17 protein-coding genes are annotated in these 18,766 nt (G+C 36.1%); 6 read left to right on the top strand and 11 right to left on the bottom strand.

Features of this window, described 5'->3' with window-relative positions:
* Window positions 1-5: 5 nt before the first annotated feature.
* The 3 genes from prmC to OEZ61_RS01800 are packed head-to-tail and all read right to left on the bottom strand — an operon-like array spanning window position 6 to window position 2,518.
* Window positions 6-839, bottom strand: coding sequence for a peptide chain release factor N(5)-glutamine methyltransferase (prmC, locus tag OEZ61_RS01810; RefSeq protein WP_290046803.1), 834 nt, complete (start codon window positions 837-839; stop codon window positions 6-8).
* Window position 840: 1 nt separating this feature from the next.
* Window positions 841-1,923: a peptide chain release factor 1 gene (gene prfA, locus OEZ61_RS01805; protein ID WP_034534741.1), complete on the bottom strand. Its 1,083-nt coding sequence runs from the start codon at window positions 1,921-1,923 to the stop codon at window positions 841-843.
* 10 nt (window positions 1,924-1,933) lie between these two features.
* On the bottom strand, window positions 1,934-2,518 hold the full coding sequence (locus OEZ61_RS01800; protein ID WP_034534743.1) for a thymidine kinase: 585 nt from the start codon (window positions 2,516-2,518) through the stop codon (window positions 1,934-1,936).
* 170 nt (window positions 2,519-2,688) lie between these two features.
* Between OEZ61_RS01800 and OEZ61_RS01795 the strand changes: the two genes are divergently transcribed.
* Together OEZ61_RS01795 and OEZ61_RS01790 are read left to right on the top strand one after the other, a co-directional pair.
* Window positions 2,689-4,038: a Mur ligase family protein gene (locus tag OEZ61_RS01795; protein ID WP_290046743.1), complete on the top strand. Its 1,350-nt coding sequence runs from the start codon at window positions 2,689-2,691 to the stop codon at window positions 4,036-4,038.
* Entirely contained in the window at window positions 4,038-4,748 is a 711-nt protein-coding gene (locus OEZ61_RS01790; RefSeq protein WP_034532051.1) for a glutamine amidotransferase, read from the top strand. The genes OEZ61_RS01795 and OEZ61_RS01790 overlap by 1 nt, the downstream gene beginning before the upstream one ends.
* 38 nt (window positions 4,749-4,786) lie before the next feature.
* On the opposite strand, the gene OEZ61_RS01785 is transcribed toward OEZ61_RS01790, so the two are convergent.
* From OEZ61_RS01785 to OEZ61_RS01775, 3 genes are read right to left on the bottom strand one after another with little or no spacing between them, the layout of a single operon-like run.
* On the bottom strand, window positions 4,787-5,785 hold the full coding sequence (locus OEZ61_RS01785) for a serine hydrolase domain-containing protein (protein WP_263506808.1): 999 nt from the start codon (window positions 5,783-5,785) through the stop codon (window positions 4,787-4,789).
* Window positions 5,786-5,801: 16 nt separating this feature from the next.
* A complete protein-coding gene (locus OEZ61_RS01780; RefSeq protein ID WP_198178181.1) occupies window positions 5,802-7,637 on the bottom strand; it encodes an ABC transporter ATP-binding protein in 1,836 nt (611 codons plus the stop codon).
* On the bottom strand, window positions 7,621-9,354 hold the full coding sequence (locus OEZ61_RS01775; protein ID WP_198178183.1) for an ABC transporter ATP-binding protein: 1,734 nt from the start codon (window positions 9,352-9,354) through the stop codon (window positions 7,621-7,623). Before OEZ61_RS01775 ends, OEZ61_RS01780 begins: the two co-directional genes overlap by 17 nt.
* Window positions 9,355-9,486: 132 nt before the next feature.
* Between OEZ61_RS01775 and OEZ61_RS01770 the strand changes: the two genes are divergently transcribed.
* From OEZ61_RS01770 to OEZ61_RS01760, 3 genes are all read left to right on the top strand, one after another.
* On the top strand, window positions 9,487-9,816 hold the full coding sequence (locus OEZ61_RS01770) for a hypothetical protein (RefSeq protein WP_041152760.1): 330 nt from the start codon (window positions 9,487-9,489) through the stop codon (window positions 9,814-9,816).
* Between the two features lie 109 nt (window positions 9,817-9,925).
* A complete protein-coding gene (locus OEZ61_RS01765) occupies window positions 9,926-10,282 on the top strand; it encodes a hypothetical protein (RefSeq protein WP_263527686.1) in 357 nt (118 codons plus the stop codon).
* 99 nt (window positions 10,283-10,381) lie between these two features.
* The gene (locus OEZ61_RS01760) at window positions 10,382-10,936 is read left to right on the top strand and encodes an isochorismatase family cysteine hydrolase (RefSeq protein WP_198178192.1); all 555 of its coding nucleotides are present in this window, start codon (window positions 10,382-10,384) and stop codon (window positions 10,934-10,936) included.
* A 44-nt stretch (window positions 10,937-10,980) separates the two neighbouring features.
* Here OEZ61_RS01760 and OEZ61_RS01755 read toward each other — a convergent pair whose 3' ends face one another.
* On the bottom strand, window positions 10,981-14,073 hold the full coding sequence (locus tag OEZ61_RS01755) for a glycoside hydrolase family 70 protein (RefSeq protein ID WP_290046731.1): 3,093 nt from the start codon (window positions 14,071-14,073) through the stop codon (window positions 10,981-10,983).
* A gap of 999 nt (window positions 14,074-15,072) precedes the next feature.
* Entirely contained in the window at window positions 15,073-15,450 is a 378-nt protein-coding gene (locus tag OEZ61_RS01750; protein WP_053795267.1) for a DUF1304 domain-containing protein, read from the bottom strand.
* 743 nt (window positions 15,451-16,193) lie between these two features.
* Here OEZ61_RS01750 and OEZ61_RS01745 point away from each other — a divergent pair.
* Entirely contained in the window at window positions 16,194-16,850 is a 657-nt protein-coding gene (locus tag OEZ61_RS01745) for a DUF6037 family protein (protein WP_290046730.1), read from the top strand.
* Window positions 16,851-16,893: 43 nt separating this feature from the next.
* Here OEZ61_RS01745 and OEZ61_RS01740 read toward each other — a convergent pair whose 3' ends face one another.
* The 3 genes from OEZ61_RS01740 to OEZ61_RS01730 are packed head-to-tail and all read right to left on the bottom strand — an operon-like array spanning window position 16,894 to window position 18,701.
* Window positions 16,894-17,718 (bottom strand): GH25 family lysozyme, encoded by an 825-nt coding sequence (locus OEZ61_RS01740; RefSeq protein WP_290046729.1) that lies wholly within the window; start codon window positions 17,716-17,718, stop codon window positions 16,894-16,896.
* 1 nt (window position 17,719) lies between these two features.
* Window positions 17,720-18,238: a phage holin, LLH family gene (locus OEZ61_RS01735; RefSeq protein ID WP_160184558.1), complete on the bottom strand. Its 519-nt coding sequence runs from the start codon at window positions 18,236-18,238 to the stop codon at window positions 17,720-17,722.
* A complete protein-coding gene (locus OEZ61_RS01730) occupies window positions 18,216-18,701 on the bottom strand; it encodes a hypothetical protein (protein ID WP_160184557.1) in 486 nt (161 codons plus the stop codon). Before OEZ61_RS01730 ends, OEZ61_RS01735 begins: the two co-directional genes overlap by 23 nt.
* Window positions 18,702-18,766 lie beyond the last annotated feature (65 nt).

The raw sequence follows: 18,766 nt of genomic DNA, 5'->3' as shown, positions 1-18,766 counted from the left end.
CCTCCCTAATACTTAACTCGAATCATTCTTGGATTACCGAAGAAGTCTTTACGACTAGTGACTTCGCATCCCGGAATTAACTCGGTAAAAATCTCGGTTACTGCTTCAGTTTGTTTAAACCCAATTTCAAGATATAAACTGCCGTGTACAGCGTCCTTCTTTATTTTAATATATTCTGCGATTTTTTGATACATAAATAAGCCATTATTTTTTGCAAATAATGCTTCTTTTGGTTCGTGTTCTATGACACTTTCATCCATATACTTGATTTCATCTTCGGAAATATATGGTGGATTACTAATAATTGCGTCATAATCTTCGTTTATTGCGTTAAACAAATCACTCTCGATGAACCTAACGTTCGTTTTGTTCATTTCATTGTTCAAACCGGCTACCTGTAAGGCTTTTGCGGAGATGTCAGCAGCATCTACCTGCCAGTCTGGATGTTCCTTACTAATCGAGATGGCAATAGCACCACTTCCGGTTCCCATATCGAGCACTTTTAAGTCTTTTTGATTGGCAAAATCAGTCAATAACCACTCTACTAACTCCTCTGTTTCAGGGCGTGGAATTAATACTCTATCATCGACTTTAAAACGATTACCGTAAAACTCAGTCTCACCGATGATGTATTGAGCCGGTTGGCCATTTAAATATTGGTCAATCCAATCAAAGTATCTTTTGACGTCTTCTTGTTTCATCTCGTCACGATAATGCAACAGTAAGTGGGTATTATCGAAGCCAAACATTTCCATTAAGAATATTTTAGCGGTCTCCTCATCTAAATTTTTTTCGGAGATAAGAAAAGAAGCCCTCTTCTGGGCTTCAAAATAAGTCATATTATTCATTCTTTAGTTGCTCCAACTTTTCGGTTTGGTCAGATAGAATCAATGCGTCAATGATATCTTCTAAGTCACCATTCATAACCTTATCCAACTTGTTAACTGTCAAACCAATACGGTGGTCAGTAACACGGTTTTGAGGATAGTTGTAAGTTCTAATTCTTTCTGAACGATCACCAGTACCCACGGCTGATTTTCTTTCAGCGTCATACTTATCTTCTTCTTGTTGTTGGTAATAATCGTATACACGTGACTTCAACACTTGCATTGCCTTAGCACGGTTTTGTTGTTGTGAACGTTCATCTTGCATAGCAACAACGATACCTGTTGGCAAGTGGGTCATTCTAACCGCTGAAGAAGTCTTGTTAACGTGTTGTCCACCGGCACCAGATGCACGGTAAACATCGGTCTTGATGTCTTTTGGATCGATTTCTAAGTCAACGTCTTCTGCTTCCGGCATAACACCAACAGTAGCAGTTGAAGTATGAATACGACCAGCTGATTCAGTTGAAGGAACACGTTGAACGCGGTGAGCACCGTTTTCAAACTTCAACTTAGAATATACGTTATCACCTTGAATCATGATGGCGATTTCCTTAAATCCACCAACTTCGGTGTCACTTTCATCAATGATTGATGTCTTCCAGCCTTGACTTTCAGCGTAACGAATGTACATGTTGTATAGGTCGGCAGCAAATAGACTTCCTTCATCCCCACCAGCAGCACCATGGATTTCCATGATGATGTTCTTGTCATCATTAGGGTCCTTAGGTAATAGCATAATCTTGATTTGTTCTTCAAGTTCAGCCTTTTGTGGTTCTAGTTCACTAATTTCACTCTTAACCATTTCATTCATGTCATCGTCTAGCTTTTCAGCAAGCATGGCCTTGTCGTCTTCTAGTTGAGAGACTACGTCCTTGTACTTGTTGTAAGCAGCAACAACTTCTCTTAGACTACCTTCTTCTTTAGATAGTTCCATGAAACGTTTTGTATCTGCGATAACTTCTGGGTCACTGATCAATTCGTTTAGTTCATCGTATCGATCAACTACTGATTGCAGCTTTTCAAATATTTCATCCATTAATTATTCCTCACTTTCCCATTTCGTCCAAAGGTGGGTTGAAATAATGCTTACGACATACTGGGTAGTATGATTCATTTCCACCTACTTGAATTTGTTCACCTTCATATACTGGTTGATTGTCATGGAAACGAAGATTCATTGTAGCCTTGCGACCACAGAACCAACAAATAGTCTTCATTTCTTCAATCTTGTCAGCATATAACAATAACGCTTCAGATCCTTCAAACAACTTGTTTTGGAAGTCATTTTTTAGACCAAACGCGATTACTGGAATCGATAGTTCATCGACAATCTTTGCTAATTGTAAGACGTGAGCCTTAGTTAAAAATTGGGCTTCGTCAATTAAGATACAACTAGCATCTGGGTCAATTTCTTTGACCATTTCAAAGCAATCAGAATCCGCTTCAATCACATGTGCACCTCTGCTTAATCCTACTCGGGATGCAACAGTACCTCTTTCTTCCCTTGTGTCCAATGCACTTGTCATGATTACGACTGATTTACCTTGTTCTTCATAATTATGAGCAACTTTGATGATTTCAATGGACTTTCCACTGTTCATTGCCCCGTAGCGATAATATAGTTGTGCCATGATTAAACTCGCTTTCTGTATTTTTTCATTTATTATTATAGCTGATTTATGAATTAATTTCGACAGTTCCAAAGAATTTACATCATTTTACTGAAATAATGCAATTATTCGGTCTATAATAGTAAAGTATGATAAAATTTTGTGTATTAATTAATTAAGGAGTACAAGCAATGTCTATAAGAAGCGAATTTGCGACTTTTGCTGGTAAGTCTTCATACTGGTTTTTACATACCTTTATGAACGGGGGAAGTTCTCTTCCTGGAAAGATTACCACCGCAATTGATCCAGCGATTTTAAAACATCTAGGTCAAAACTATGACATTATTGTGGTTACTGGTACTAACGGAAAAACCCTAACCACTGCACTTACTGTTCAAGTGCTAAAACAAAAATACCAAAACGTTGTTACTAACCCATCTGGTTCTAACATGGAACAAGGTCTAGTAACTACATTTCTAAAAGCTAAAAATCCTAAGACAAACCGTCCACTTGCTGTCTTGGAAGTCGATGAAGCAAACGTTATTAAACTAACTAAGTACGTTAAACCAATCGCTTTTGTCTTCACTAACATCTTCCGTGATCAAATGGATAGATATGGTGAAATCTACACTACCTACAAGAAGATTATTGATGGTGTCAAACTAGCTCCAGAAGCTACTATCATCGCCAATGGTGATGCACCAATCTTTAACTCCGTTGATTTACCAAATCCAAAGATTTACTACGGATTCAAGAATCACGATGATGAAGATAACTTCAAGGCTGAACCAAATACTGATGGTGTCTTATGTCCAGTATGTCAAAACATCTTGCACTATCACTACATCAGTTACGCCAACTTAGGTAACTATTTCTGTGAACACTGTGGTTTCAAACGCCCAGAACTAACTCATGAATTAACTAAACTAGGTGCATTAACTCCTAACTCATCTGACTTCACTGTCGATGGCCAAGATCTATCAATTGGAATTGGTGGAATATATAACATCTACAATGCCCTAGCTGCTTATTCAGTTGGCCGTTTCCTAGACGTTGATCCAAAGGACATCGCTAACGCATTTACTGCCAACGAACGTGTCTTTGGTCGTCAAGAATTAATCGACATCGATGGTAAGGAAACTACATTAGTATTGGTTAAGAACCCTGTTGGTCTAAACCAAGTTATCGATACCATCTCAAAAGAAAAAGATGACTTTTCACTAATCTGCCTACTAAACGCCAACTACGCTGACGGAATTGACACTAGTTGGATTTGGGACGGTGAATTTGAACGTTTCACTAAGATGCCAATCAAGAAGTTCATCACTGGTGGTGAAAGATACAAGGACATTACCTTTAGATTCAAGGTTGCCGGTGTGGATGAAAACATCCATGAAGTTCAACCTAACTTAGAAAAGGTAGTCGAAGAAATCCCTACTCTACCAACTAAGAAGGTTTACATCCTAGCTACCTATACTGCAATGCTTCAATTAAGAAAATACTTTGCAGAAAAAAGTTACATTAAGGGAGGTATGGAATAATGACCAAAGAATATACATTACACATTGCCCATCTATACGGTGATTTGATGAATACCTACGGTGATTTAGGAAATATCTTAGTTCTTAAATACTATGGAAAGAAAATGGGCATCAACGTTGAATCACAAGTCGTTAGTTTAGACGAAGACTTCAAATCTGATGACTATGACATCGCCGTATTCGGTGGTGGCCAAGATTTTGAACAAAGCATTGTTTCAAAAGACTTCCAAACTAAAAAAGATGAAATCAAAAAGTTCATCGATTCAGATGGTTGCTTGTTAGCTATCTGTGGTGGTTACCAACTTCTAGGTAAGTACTACATTGATGCCGAAGGAAACAAAATCCCTGGTATCGGCGTATTAGACCACTACACCGAACAACAACACGACAACCGTTTCATCGGTGATATCAAGATTAAGAACAAGGAAACCGGTGAAGTTTACCATGGTTTCGAAAACCACCAAGGTGTTACTTACACTGGAAATGGTGAACGTCCATTAGGTGACGTTGAACAAGGTTACGGTAATAATGGTACCGATCAAGCTGAAGGTGCAATCTTCAAAAACGTTTACTGCACATACTTCCACGGTCCTATCCTAGCTAGAAACAACATCATCGCAAAACACATCTTAATCAAAGCATTGAAACGTCGTTACCCTAACGATGACTTCTCTGCTCAAGAAAAGATTGACGTTTCAGAATCATATTAATAAACAAAAAGACGGATACATTAAGTATCCGTCTTTTTTTATTTGTTTTCGTTTAAATAGGTTTCAATCAAAGGTTTACGACGTTCAATATAATATTCGTTTGGTGATACCGGATGAATGCGGTTTGATAGAAATACCATAGCACGTTTCTTTTCAGGAATAATCACGATAAAGGTTCCGGTAAAACCAGATTGCCAGATAAATGGCATCCCCTCGTAATTAATTCTTTCAAAGCCATAGCTTCTTCCTAAGTCATGCTTAGTCTGGTCAGTGTAAAAGCCACGGACTGTGTCAGAACTTAGAACTGGATTGTCGTCTGGATTCAATATAGATTCCACAAACAATAATAAGTCATCCATATTACTGAATAGTCCGGCTGAACCACAGTCCTCACCTAACACCTGTGCCTTTGGATCATGAACATGGCCTTGTAACAACACGTGTTCTTCATCATATGTGGTTGGCACACAATTGTCGGCATCAGGATGAAATGAACTGTTGACCATGTGTAATGGCTTTAAGACCAATTCCTCAATTAAAGGTTGAATGGCTTTTCCAGTCACCTGCTTGGCAATTAATCCTAAGAAGATAAAGTTGACATCAGCATAGTGCATTTCGTGATTTAAACCAGCACCCGCTTTTAATCCCAAGAGTGCATCGATTAGATCATCATGGTCTAGTTGATCACGATGTGGAATGTAGCCCTCAATTCCTGAAGTGTGGGTAATTAGATTACGCACGGTCACTTCTGGATATTGCCATTCTGGTAAGTAGTCACTAATTGAATCTTCTAGCGATAACTTACCGTCTTCGACTAGTTTTAAAATCACCATCGTGGTTCCAACAACCTTTGTCAAGGATGCCATGTCATAGATCAAATGACTATCGTCTAAAGGAATCTCTTTAGGCACTAGTTGCTTGTTTCCAATTAGATGACGTTGAGTGCCATCTTCATCGATAAATGCATAGTTAACGCCTGGAACGACTCCATCGTCAACTAACTTTTGAATCGCCAATTCCGTCTTATTATATTTCATCGTCTTCATCACCTAATTATAGATTGTTACCAATAAATTGTGAGTTGTATAAGTCAGCATAGAAACCATTTTGTTCCATTAATGACTTGTGATTACCAGTTTCTTTAATTTGTCCATGGTTCATCACAATAATCTTTTCTGCGTTTTGCACAGTTGATAATCTGTGGGCAACAACGAAACTAGTACGACCTTGAATCAAACGGTCCATTGCGTCTTGGATTAGTGATTCGGTTCTAGTATCAACTGAACTAGTTGCTTCATCCAAGATTAGGATTTCCGGGTTAGCAAGGAATGCACGTGCAATTGTGATTAATTGGCGTTGACCTTGAGAAACGTTTGATGCTGCTTCATTTAATACAGTATCGTATCCGTCAGGTAACTTTTCAATGAATTCGTCTGCTTGAGCTTCCTTAGCTGCTTGATATACTTCTTCATCGGTAGCGTTAGCATTACCATACTTGATGTTATCGAAGATGGTACCAGTGAATAACCAGCTATCTTGTAGCACCATTGAGATGTGTGATCTAAGTTCACTACGTGAGTATTCCCGAGTATCAACACCATCTAGCTTGATTGATCCAGAATCGATATCGTAGAAACGTTCTAGCAAGTTGATGATGGTTGTCTTACCAGCACCAGTTGGTCCAACGATAGCGACTGTGGTTCCCTTTGGAACGTCTAGGTTGAAGTCCTTAATTAAAGGAGTGTCTTCAACATATCTGAAGTTAACGTCTTCAAACTTAATCTTGTCGTTAGTTTCTTCATGTGCCAACTTCACATCTGAATCTTGCATTTCAGGTTCATCTAGAACCTTAAAGATACGTTCAGCAGATGCGATAGTTGATTGAATGGTATTCGTTAAGTTAGCTAGGTTGGTGATTGGTTGGTTAAACATGTTGACGTATTGTAGGAATGCTTGAACGTTACCTAAAGTAACGGCACCAGCGGCAACCTTAATTCCACCAAAGATGGCTACGAAAACATAGTTTAGGTTCTTAACGAAGTTCATTAATGGGAACATAAAACTAGATACAAATTGAGCCTTCCATGCGTAGCTGTAGTATTTATCGTTTTGTTCTTCGAATTGCTTGATGGCCTCTTCTTCACGGTTGAAAGTCTTGATGATGGTGTGACCAGCAAAGTTTTCTTCAACTTGACTGTTAACATCACCCAAGTGACTTTGTTGCTTACTGAAGAAACGTTGTGACTTAGGAGCAACTACACCTACAATGATTCCAATCAATGGAAGTGTACAGATAGCAACCAATGTTAGTGAGAAACTAATGGTTAACATCATGTATAGCACACCAAAGAATAGAAGCACACTGGTGATGAATTGTGTTAAGTTGGTTTGAAGCATTGTAGATATGTTATCCATATCGTTAATCATTCTAGACATGATATCCCCATTGGAATGAATGTCATAGTATGAGATTGGTAAACGTTCCAGTTTAGCTTTCAAATCCTTTCTCAATTGGTAAACAACCTTTTGAGAAATGTAAGTCATAATGAATTGTTGACCAACGTTAAATAATGCAGCCAATATATATAAAGAAGCAACTGTAATTAAGATATGACCAACCGCTGTAAAATCAATTGGAATTGAAGAAACGTGTAAACCTTGTTTCTTCATTACAAAGGCCTTCATAACACCCTTGTAAATTTCAGTAGTAGCTTCCCCTAAAATCTTAGGAGTAACAATTTGTAGTACCACGGCAGCGATTGCCATGATTAATGTGAAGATGATTCCTAGCATCCATGGTTTAACATACTTCACTAAGCGCCATGTTGCTGACCAGAAATTTTCTGCTTTTGCGCCTTTTCCTTTTCCATGATTATGCACGGTCGTCATCTCCCTTCTTAATTTGTGAGTCTAAGATAGCACGGTAATATGGGTTGTCCTTGGATAGTTCTGCGTGAGTACCTGATCCTACGACCTTACCATTGTTCAATACCAAGATGACATCAGCATCGGCAACGGTTGAAATTCTTTGCGCAACAATTACTGTCACAGCACTTTGAATCTTTTCATCCTTGTTCAATGCTTGTCTTAATTCGGCATCGGTCTTGAAGTCCAATGCTGAGAATGAGTCATCGAATACATAAACATCAGCGTTCTTTAGAATAGTTCTAGCGATTGCTAAACGTTGTTTTTGTCCACCAGAGAAGTTATCCCCGTTTTGTTCAACACGGGTATCTAATCCACCTTCTTCTTTAACGAAGTCGGCTGCCTTAGCAACTTCTAGTGCATGCCAGATTTCATCATCTGTAGCATCTTCATTACCATACATCATGTTTTCTTTAACAGTACCGGTGAATAGGACTGCCTTTTGTTGAGTGATTGAGATTAACTTGTGAAGTTCTTTTTGTGACATATCCTTGATCGGAGTGTCATCAATCTTGATTTCACCATTTGAAACATCGTATAAACGCGGAATCAAGTTAACTAAACTAGACTTACCAGAACCAGTTTCACCAATAATGGCGACGGTTTGACCGGCCTTAGCTGAGAAGTTAATGTCTTGAAGTGCTAACTTCTTGCTGTCACCGTATCTGAAGTCCACGTGGTCAAATGAAAGACTAGCAGTATCAGATTTTGGTTCAACAGTTTCATCATCATCAACGATTGAATCGTTAACGTCTAATACTTCGTTGATACGACTTGCAGATGCTTGTGCTCTAGGAATAAATACAAAAAGCATTGAAAGCATCATAAAACTAATCAAGATTTGAGTAGCATAAGTCATAAATGATACCAAGTTACCAACAGCAAGTGAGTTAGTAGAAATCATCTTGGCACCAAACCATACGATTCCAACGTTGGTTCCACTTAGGATGAAAGTCATAAGTGGAAACATTAAAGAAGTAAGCATGAAAACTCTAATTCCTGTCTTAGCGTACTTGTTGTTGTACTTGTCAAAACGGTCTTGTTCATATTGATCACGGTTAAATGCACGAATAACACGAACACCGGTTAGTCCTTCTCTAAAAACCAAGTTCAATCTATCTGTTTGGCCTTGTAACTTCTTAAATAGAGGTCCGGCAAATGACATGATGACAAACACAGACACTAATAAGACACCTAATGCACATAGGAAGACAACGGTAAGATGTGGACTCTTAACAAAGGCCAATACCATCGCACCTACTAACATAATTGGTGCCATTACCATCATTCTTAATACTTGAATCATTACGTTTTGGATTTGGACAACATCATTGGTATTTCTAGTAATCAATGATGCATCCCCAAACTTATCCAAGTCTTGGTCAGCTAAATAAATAATCTTACGATATAAAGCTGATCTAATTTTCTTACCCATCTTTTGGGATTGGGTGGCAGCAAAGAAGATATTACCCCCTGCTGCTAGTACCCCGATAAACGCAACTCCTAACATCTTAAGACCTTGAGTCCAGATATAGTTAATATCATTTTGAGCGACCCCTTTGTCGATTAAGTTAGAAGTAACGGTTGGTAAATACAAGTCACATGAGACTTGTACAACCATAAATAGGACAGCTGCAACAACTGCCCACCATACTAAATACTTCTTAGCAAGTTTTATCATATTTACATTCACTCCGAACGATTTTTTAGTAATTGCCGTTTTAAAATTCAAAAGATTATTATATACTCTACTCGTTGATTTTAAAAGGGATTGCATTACCCTTTTATTAAATACACACAAAGGAGTAATACTATGGGAAGTAATTCTGATGCATTAAGAAACGTCTTGACGTTTGTTAAAAACAATCCTGACAAGGTCATCATTAATAATAATAAGTACAACAACGCCATCCAAATGCTAATTCAAGACGATGTTGCTGTCGGTAATCCTGACCTCTTCTTCCCTAAAAATCGGATTCGTGCTAACCGCATGAATAGATCATTTTTAGAAGAAAACAGTCACCTTTTGGATTACTTCAGTGAAATGACCGATACAAGCTCCATGGCGTTTAACGACGTCTGGATTTCTACCAGTCATATATTAGACCTCGGTAAATATTTCCTCGATTTATCTTTTGAATAATCACATTATACTATAACAAAATTTTTATACTATAAAAAGCAACAACTTGACGTATTTTGTTGCAAATAGTATTATTTTATACTGTCAGTTTAAAAAATGGAGTTATGAAATGAACAGTAAGATTGCCGCGATTATCATCTCAATCTGCGAATTCTTCCTGGTGGCCTTATATATGGCGACCGGAATGGTATACACATTTTCTGATGGTATCGACATTGAAAATGCCGTTATGATCGGCTTATTATTCTTTGTCCTCGCTCTATGCTACTTAATTCAAATTATCTGTAATTTCTTTTTGAGAAGCATACTACCAAAGGAGGTTTTTTTAGGAATCCTAGTATTAGTCTTCTTTGCTGCCTGCATGCTTACTCCTGACGTTAATCTTGAATTGGTAGTTATGAATTGGATTGTGATTATCACAAACATTTTAAACGTGATGGATTTAGACTTATTAAAATTTAAGTAGGACATTTTGTCCTACTTTTTTCTTATATTTTCGATAAATAAAACTGGTTATTTGTAAATACTCATATATAATAGTAGTAATTTAATTAAGGAGTTATCCATTATGAGTAATGAAGCCCTACTGATTATTGATTACACAAACGATTTTGTTGATGACAAAGGAAAGCTAACCGTTGGAAAACCTGGCCAAGTGCTAGTTGATTACATTGTTGATTTAGCCGAAGAATTTCGCCAAGATGGCAAGTGGGTCATCCTACCAACCGACTTGCATCAAGAAAATAACCCCTACCACCCTGAAACCAAGTTGTTTCCACCACACAACTTAAAGGACACCTGGGGCCGTGATTTCTACGGAAAACTAAACGACTGGTACAACGAACACAAAGATGAAGAAAAAGTATACATGTACGACAAGACTAGATACAGTGCCTTTGCCGGAACTGATTTAGATCTTCGTTTACGCGAAAGAAAAATTGATACATTACACCTTGTAGGTGTCTGCACTGATATTTGTGTACTACACACTGCTATTTCCGCATACAACCTAAACTACGACGTGGTTGTGCATGAAAAAGGTGTTGCTGGATTAACTCAAGCTGGTCATGACTTCGCACTAAGTCACTTCAAAAGCAGTCTTGGCGCTACTGTTAAGTAAACAAAAAGAAGCTATCAAACGATAGCTTCTTTTTTATTGGCTTTTTACTTGTGTAACTTGAAGTATTGGCCGTTCTTCTTTAGAAGGTAACCCATACCCTTACCTTGGATACTTGTACCATTCATGTACTTAGCACTCCAAATCTTGATATGTGTCTTAGAATCAATTGGTTCGTTGGTTGATTTTTGCTTTTGTTTGAATAATGAAGGATACTTCTTCTTCAACATTGACAAGAACTTACCACCAAACTTGTATTGGTAATCCTTCTTGCTACTCTTGGTACTTGCAACGTATAGCGCGTTGTTGATTTGGTCTTTCTTGTTCTTAGGTTTCTTACCAAAACCATCGATACGAGTAACCGTAGTTAATTCTTGACCGTTTAAGTCATATAGTTGGTTCATAACGTAGTCGGTTAATGTGTGAACACCTTGAGCATGTAATGCCTTGTTGGCGTCGATTAATTGATCAACAGTACCGTACTTAGTTGACTTACCATCCATACCTAAGTTGTAACGATCAGAGAATGCATAACCATTTTCTTCAGTAGTATCAACGAATGATGAATCGTTGTGAACTGGCATGTAGTGACCTGGGAATTCAAAATCAGTGATTCCTAATTCCTTGAATAAACTTGCGTTTTGTGCGATCACAACATCGGTCTTCTTGCTATTATTCTTAGTGATTGGTTGTAATGATGAGAATCCTTCATAAGCAACGTGTGAATCTAGGGCTGCGTTTGAATGGAATGTCTTACCATCTTTACTCTTCTTGGTTGAAGCTTGAGTTCTAACGTCTTGGTTATCACTTGCCCCTACAGGTACCCAAGTTGATAGGTAACCTGAAACCATTGGGTTGCTTGCACCAAATACTTGAGTGCCATCTAGGTATAGGTAACCATCATCATCTGTCTTAACAACGTACTTGCTTGCTTCTTGATCATTGTGGAATACAGTCAAACCATCTTTGGTAGTCATTAATTCTGGACGGTATTCTTGGTTCTTGTGGTCTGCACCCATGTAAATCTTGATTGGACTAGTAATTGATACATCTGGGTTGTTTGAAGTTACTGATAAGTATCCAGATAAACGACCTTGTGCACTAGTACTGGTTGGTGTTAAGTCGCCTTTACCAAAACGAACTGAGGTTAAAATGTCGTTTCCTTGCATTCTCATTTGTTGACCACCAGAAACGTACTTAACACGGTCTTTTAGCATGGTAGTAATTGAGTCGAAGTATGGTGACTTTGTAGCCATGTATTGGTCACCTTCTAGATATAAATCACCATAGTAGACACGAGGAACTACATCTTTGTTTGAAAGTAGTAATGAGTATGCTGCTGGAATATTGTATTCTGCATACTTCTTGTTAGTTGCGAATTGATCTTGATCGTAAATCTTGATAGCCTTGTTCAATACTGCCTTGGTAGGAGCATTTGGGTTATCCTTTGAAATATCAGAAATGATGTTAGCAATAAATGTTTGAACGCCATCATGAACGTTTAGGAATGAGTAGTTTGGAGTAACTTGGTTTTCTGTGTAGTCGTCACCTCTGTTAACCCAGTCATTAGTGATAACTTGGCTAAGTTGACTACGTTTACCTGGCGCTAAGGTGAATGGGTATACTAATGTATTGGTGTTATCCATATCATGAGTTAATCCCTTGTTACCATCTTGAGCAACTGATACACGTGATTCTGGTGCACCATCTTCAAGTAGGTTCAAGTGAGCATTGGCCTTAGCGTCTGATGTCATGTTGAAACGCTTAGTTTGGAAGTTTTCAATTAATTGAGTAATGTCGTAATCCATACTACCAGTAGCATCTTCTCTACCACCATCAAAGTTACCATCTGAACCCTTACCTAGGATTGAACTGATATTCATTAGGTAGTAGAAGTTGTTTAGATCTTCTGCTTGAACAGCTGGGTTTGAATTATCGATATCGTTAGCTAGTAACAATTCGTAGTTCTTGTAGTTGTTCTTCTTTTGCATGGTGTAAGCGCGACCTAGCAATCTGTATCTAGAATTAGCATTCTTGGTAGTCTTGCTGTTAACGTACTTGAAGCTTCCACCTTGTAGGTTTCCCCAACCATATACTGGTTTTTCACTCTTAGCATTCCACATGCTTTGAGTCTTGATGAAACTGGTCATGGCATTGCGTAACCATTTAACATGCTTAGTCTTAGTAATGGTCTTTTCAATGTTAGTTTGAATATTTAAAACAGCTTTGGTTAGCTTCTTAGCATTACTCTTAGCAGTGTATTTCTTCTTTTCATTAATGTTTAGTGACTTGTTAAAGTAGTTGGCGTAGTTAGCTTTAACAGTCTTAGTTGGCCACCAGTACATTAAGATTGGTCTGAAATCTTTCTTGGTTGATTTTGACCACTTCTTACCATTACGGTAAATCTTCTTTGGTTGGTACCAAGTATCAGCAGTTAGGTAACCATCAATGTTAGTTACGTACTTTTTAGTAAACTTAACTGGAACATTGTATTGATTGAATTGCTTAATTTGACTGTTGGTAAATGATCTAGGCTTGATTAATCTAACTTTCTTGTATGTAGTAGTCTTATTAGCACTAGCATTTTGTTCAGTAGTATTTGTATTGTTAGTGTTGTTGCTTGTAGTGTTATCTTTGTTTGTATCACCAGTAGCTACAGTAACGTTATTACTGGTGATTTGGTTAGCGGTGCTATCATTGCCAGTAACTGGCGCTTGAACCGGAGTAGCGTTTGATGCATTCACTGTTTGGTTGTTAGTGTTGGCATCTGTACCGTTTGAATTCGCAGCATTGGTACCAGCTGGATTCTTGTACTCTTTAGTGTTCTTACTATCAGAAATGTCACTATGTGCACTGGCTTCTCCAGTAGTTACGGTTGAAGTAGCAGTTCCACCTTTATCATCACTACTCTTGGTAGTAGTAGTACCAGCGCCTTGTTGGGCAGCTGTGGTAGTTGCTGTTGGTTGAACAGTAGCTTGAACAGTCGTCTTATCAGTCGCAGGATTTGCATCAGCATGAGCTGTTGCTTGAGTCATGTAGAAACCAGTTCCCATGGTAACAGCCACAACTGCAGCAATTACCCAGGATTTTCCAGATTTGTACATTCTATAATGTAACTTTGAATCTTGGTTATAATTCATAACTTAAAAACTCCTAACTAATCATTTATAATTGAAACAAAAGAAATTATATACTTTATCTAATTATTTTTAAAGAAAATTTTAAGGTTCATTTAAGAATGATGTGATTTTTAACATTCTTGTAACATAAAGTCTCTTATAATACAGGGCTTTAATGGACTTTTATAAAAATATTACACATTTATTACTTTTACGAAATATAGCAATTTTCAAATTATTATTTTATAACATTTGCCTACTTAAGAAATAAAACAAAAAAATTGATCAACAATTATGCAAATAAGAATACAATAAAATATAAATGCCATTTTTAGACGCTGTGTATAATTTTCCGTTATAATGGTTAAATCTTTCTAAAGGCATCAATCCCCCATACCAAAGCCTTTTAGCAATTAAATTGATAATTTTACTTTATAAAATTGTCATATAAGAAAAATGATTTTTTATTTTCATCTTTCATTCTAAATTTTTGTTTTACCTTTCTCTCATATTAAAGTTGTAAAATACGAATATTCCTTTTCAATATATCTGATATCTACTAAGGGGGAGAAAAATTGAAAAAGAATAAAAATAAGACTGTCCGATTACTATGTATATTCGCAAATTTATACCTATTAATCTCTAGTCTAATATTTGGCATAACCCTTTTGAAGACTTCTAATCGAATGGTAACTGAGGGATTTTCCCAAATATATAGCTGGTTTTACGTCCTATCACTAATCACCCTAGTAATTTGTTTAATTACACAAATACTCATTATGTTTGTTAATAATGTGCAGTTAAAAAAACTAGCCATTTTTGAGATTGCTTTTGTTGTTTTTGAAGGCATTATTTTCACGTTAGGCGTAATTAACTGGCAACTAATGATTAAGACAATCTTAACTGCCTTAATCGCGTTGGTTTTACATATACTATAATCTTCTCGAAGAATCCTTATCTGCCATATGATAAGGATTTTTTTGTAAATAAAAAACGTCACTATCCAGTGACGTTTGTGTTTTAAATGTTATTTGTTATGAATAATGAGATCAATGCCAATGCGGCTGGCAAACCTTGTGTGATGATAATCTTCTTGTTAGCGGTAAATCCACCAAAGATAGCTGCAACTACAACGAATCCTATAAATAGATATAGGTTAAAAGTTGCAATCGATTGTGGTAGAACAAACATCGTCAATATAATACCGACACCAATAAAACCATTGTATAGTCCTTGGTTAGCCATACTAATTTTGGTCTCAGGTGTAAATAGGTATTCCATTGATAGATCAAAAGCTTTTTGAGCCATCTTGGTACGACTGAAGAACATTTCCAAAATCATAATAAACAATGCTTCAATCGCAACAATTAACGCTAATACATCACTGATAATTTGCAAACTAATCACCCCTTATCCTTCGTTTAACTCGATTCTAACATACTGAAAGAAAATGGATGGGAAGTTGGTGGATTGTTTAGAATTTATTAAACGAAAAATAATATAACTATAAAATCAAAGTGATATAATTATATTATATTTTTAAAGGGGTTAATTAATATGAATTATAGATGTCCAAATTGTCAACAAGTATACACTGGAATGCTAAGATATTGTCCTTATTGTGGAACTACAATTAGATACAATCAAAATGACGACATGGCAATAGACAATTATTCAAGTAGTAGGAGATCTAGAACTTCTACCACTATGGAAAAAGTTGGGTACATAGGTCAAATGATGCAGTCATGTGGATGTATTTTGCTTTGTGTTTGGCTAATAGCGTTTTTCATTCTCCTTTTAATCGTAATTTTATAATTTATAAAATCGTACATAAAAAAACCATCACTAACCATGACGGTTCTTTTTTTATGTATTTTTAGAAATTGAGTATACTGGATTCGAACCAACACATAGAAAAAAACCAATAAACACACGATTTATAGGCGATTTGATGGTATTGAAATCGGAAGTAACTGCCCTTTTAACTGTCCTTTGCCTAAAATTTGGGGACGGTTATACATATATTAAGTTTTTATAAAGAAGCGTATACATATATTAATTTTTTATAAATTAGATACTAACATGTTGATACTTTTAATATATATAATTAATATACCTATAGAAAGGTGTGATTCTACATTATGAATAACTTTAATTTACCAAAGATTGATGACTTGTTCAGAAGTATGAAACAAGAGAATCAATATATTTCAATTAGCGACTTTAATTATAAAAAGAAGAAATATTTTATGATTTTTAAAGGAATTAAAGATCAAGTAATTGTCCAACATAAAAATTACAAAATGAGTCTGGAATTTTACTCAGCAAATTCTATTGACCAACACATTGGACCATATCTAATAGATAAATATGGATTCCCTAAGAATGAATTAAAGGACATTCAAAATGAAATAAGAAAATTTTTTAAAATAGATTATTTAAATGGTGGTCCTTTTTTGCCTACTTTTTTGTCTAAAATAAATATTCAAATGGATGATAAAGTAACCAATCCTAATGAAAATAATGAAAGCGCAAGAAAGGCCATTTCTAGTTCGTGTCTAGAAGAACAAGCTGATATTAATAAGATATATTGTTATGCTATCAGAAAAAATCAAGCTGGACACAAAAGGACAGAAAAAAATACACTAAAAGCAAAAGCTTTAGAACCTGAATTATATGATCTTTTAACATCCAATACACCTGATAATTCTGAAATTTTTAGTTTCTGCTTCTCTAGTGAAAAAAGTGATAAAAAAACACCTGAAGAAATAATATTGCAATTAAAAAAAGAAAGTTAATCTAAAAAAAGCCTAGCAGTCAAAATGACTGCTAGGCTTTTTATTATTCAACTTTCTTTACCCAATCTTTGTACGCTGAAACGTATCCGACTGCGGTTTTAATTCTGTATCTATTACCAACTTTCACAGTAGAACCATAGAAATAAGAACCCTTACCCCAACGAACTCTACGTTGACTTGATAATTCTTTATCATGATAGGCATTTACTCCTGTTTCAGAATAAAATAATCTTCCGTCTGTAACAAATGGAACAGCTTTAGCAGCAGGTTTAGCTGGTTGAACTATACTTGTAAAACGTTCACCAGTTAACGTACCGTCAAAGTCATAAGATGCATCTACGTGCAGTCCTTTGTAATTGTCAGTAAATTGCCATGAATTTGTTCTGTCAACACCTGGTTGACTACTGCCATAACTTGCTACCCAAATGTTCTTATCGCTTAATCTAGCATAATTAATCTTTTTTGAGTTAAACCACGATGCACTACCGTAAACCACACGACACTTGTATCCATTTGCTTTAACAATCGATAAAAAGATGTTGATTTGTGAAGTAATGTCACCATACAAAGATGGGTCTTCAACGTCAATTGCTAGTGGTGTAGATGCATCCATCCCAAAAGCTTTAACCCATTTAATGAAGTAGTTAGCTTCAGCTGTTGGTGAACCTTGGTAATAGTGGTATAAACCAACAGTCTTAAATATTTTTAAGCCATTTCCAACTTGATTACCTGATTTGGGGTTTAAATATGTTGTACCATCAGTGAGCTTAACCATTAAACCGTTAATGCCATTAGACTTTAATTGATTCATGAAAGCTAAGCTATCTGATTGATAACTTGAAATATCAGAAATTGTTTTCCAAGCCATATTATTCACCTTCTTTAGTGTTTTGTTGTTCTTGTTGTTGATCTATTTGTTGTTCTGCTTGTTCATTTTGAATAACTGATTTATCTTCAAATGCATCTGCATTAGGTGTTAATGCATTTAATTCATCTTTTGTTAAATCTTCAGGAGCTGGTGTAGTAATAGGTTGCTTGTCGTTCAAGTAACCGTGTTGTTTCATGTATTGATATGCGGTTTCTACAACAGCATATAAATCTTTGCGTTGTACATTAATCTTGTGTTCAGTTAAGAAAGCATATAACTTATCAACAGCCTTTTCACGACGGTCTGCATTAGCAAGGCCTACTTCGTTAGCAATTGGTGCAACAATTTCTTTTGCTTCTTCCAAAATGTAAGCTGAACGACTAGCTAAATGATTTAGTTTTGTGTTCTTTGCTAATGATTTGAAATATGGTGTAAGCATGCTAACTACATAAATTGCAATTAGAATGTAGTAAATTGGTGATTTGTGATCTACTGAGTTAATTAGTTGTGTTAAGTCCATTATTAATATCCCCTTTTTTGTATCTATTTAGTTCAGCTTTTAGATATTCGCAACGTGATTTAAGTTGTCTATTCTCATCTTTAAGCTGTGTAATTTGTTTTTCGTAATAATCTTTGACTTCATCAGATGACTTCTTTAAACTCTTAAGCTTTTCATTCATCTTTCTGATACTTTCTTGATTTAATCTAAGCTTTTCATTAGCTTCATCAAGTTTAGACATTGTGTCAGTTAACTTTAATCTAGCTTCTTTTAATTCTTTTTGAGAACGTTCGTTGTCTTCAGTTCTAGCCTGCATTTCAACCTTATATGAATCGATTTGTCTATCAGCGATTTCTTTAATTGACTCAACAGTGAATTCTCTGTCTGCACTATCATTTTGTTTCTTTGCATTCTTCATAGACGAATAAGCAGAAACGGTTGCAACAGCAAAACCACCTACCGCAATCATTGTGTCGATAGTCATTTCTTACCACCATCCTCTTTTGGACTATGAATAGCCATAAGGATTAGTACAAAAGAAATCGCCCA

The organism is Apilactobacillus sp. EABW-1NA, from assembly GCF_030398685.1.
Classification (GTDB): Bacteria; Bacillota; Bacilli; order Lactobacillales; family Lactobacillaceae; genus Apilactobacillus; species Apilactobacillus waqarii.
This window is presented reverse-complemented; position numbering and strand designations above follow the sequence as displayed.

Excerpts from the sequence above, each read along its gene's own strand:
- prmC (WP_290046803.1), bottom strand. The coding sequence starts at position 839 with ATGACTTATTTTGAAGCCCAGAAGAGGGCTTCTTTTCTTATCTCCGAA.
- prfA (WP_034534741.1), bottom strand. The coding sequence starts at position 1,923 with ATGGATGAAATATTTGAAAAGCTGCAATCAGTAGTTGATCGATACGAT.
- OEZ61_RS01800 (WP_034534743.1), bottom strand. The coding sequence starts at position 2,518 with ATGGCACAACTATATTATCGCTACGGGGCAATGAACAGTGGAAAGTCC.
- OEZ61_RS01795 (WP_290046743.1), top strand. The coding sequence starts at position 2,689 with ATGTCTATAAGAAGCGAATTTGCGACTTTTGCTGGTAAGTCTTCATAC.
- OEZ61_RS01790 (WP_034532051.1), top strand. The coding sequence starts at position 4,038 with ATGACCAAAGAATATACATTACACATTGCCCATCTATACGGTGATTTG.
- OEZ61_RS01785 (WP_263506808.1), bottom strand. The coding sequence starts at position 5,785 with ATGAAATATAATAAGACGGAATTGGCGATTCAAAAGTTAGTTGACGAT.
- OEZ61_RS01780 (WP_198178181.1), bottom strand. The coding sequence starts at position 7,637 with ATGACGACCGTGCATAATCATGGAAAAGGAAAAGGCGCAAAAGCAGAA.
- OEZ61_RS01775 (WP_198178183.1), bottom strand. The coding sequence starts at position 9,354 with ATGATAAAACTTGCTAAGAAGTATTTAGTATGGTGGGCAGTTGTTGCA.
- OEZ61_RS01770 (WP_041152760.1), top strand. The coding sequence starts at position 9,487 with ATGGGAAGTAATTCTGATGCATTAAGAAACGTCTTGACGTTTGTTAAA.
- OEZ61_RS01765 (WP_263527686.1), top strand. The coding sequence starts at position 9,926 with ATGAACAGTAAGATTGCCGCGATTATCATCTCAATCTGCGAATTCTTC.
- OEZ61_RS01755 (WP_290046731.1), bottom strand. The coding sequence starts at position 14,073 with ATGAATTATAACCAAGATTCAAAGTTACATTATAGAATGTACAAATCT.
- OEZ61_RS01745 (WP_290046730.1), top strand. The coding sequence starts at position 16,194 with ATGAATAACTTTAATTTACCAAAGATTGATGACTTGTTCAGAAGTATG.
- OEZ61_RS01740 (WP_290046729.1), bottom strand. The coding sequence starts at position 17,718 with ATGGCTTGGAAAACAATTTCTGATATTTCAAGTTATCAATCAGATAGC.
- OEZ61_RS01735 (WP_160184558.1), bottom strand. The coding sequence starts at position 18,238 with ATGGACTTAACACAACTAATTAACTCAGTAGATCACAAATCACCAATT.
- OEZ61_RS01730 (WP_160184557.1), bottom strand. The coding sequence starts at position 18,701 with ATGACTATCGACACAATGATTGCGGTAGGTGGTTTTGCTGTTGCAACC.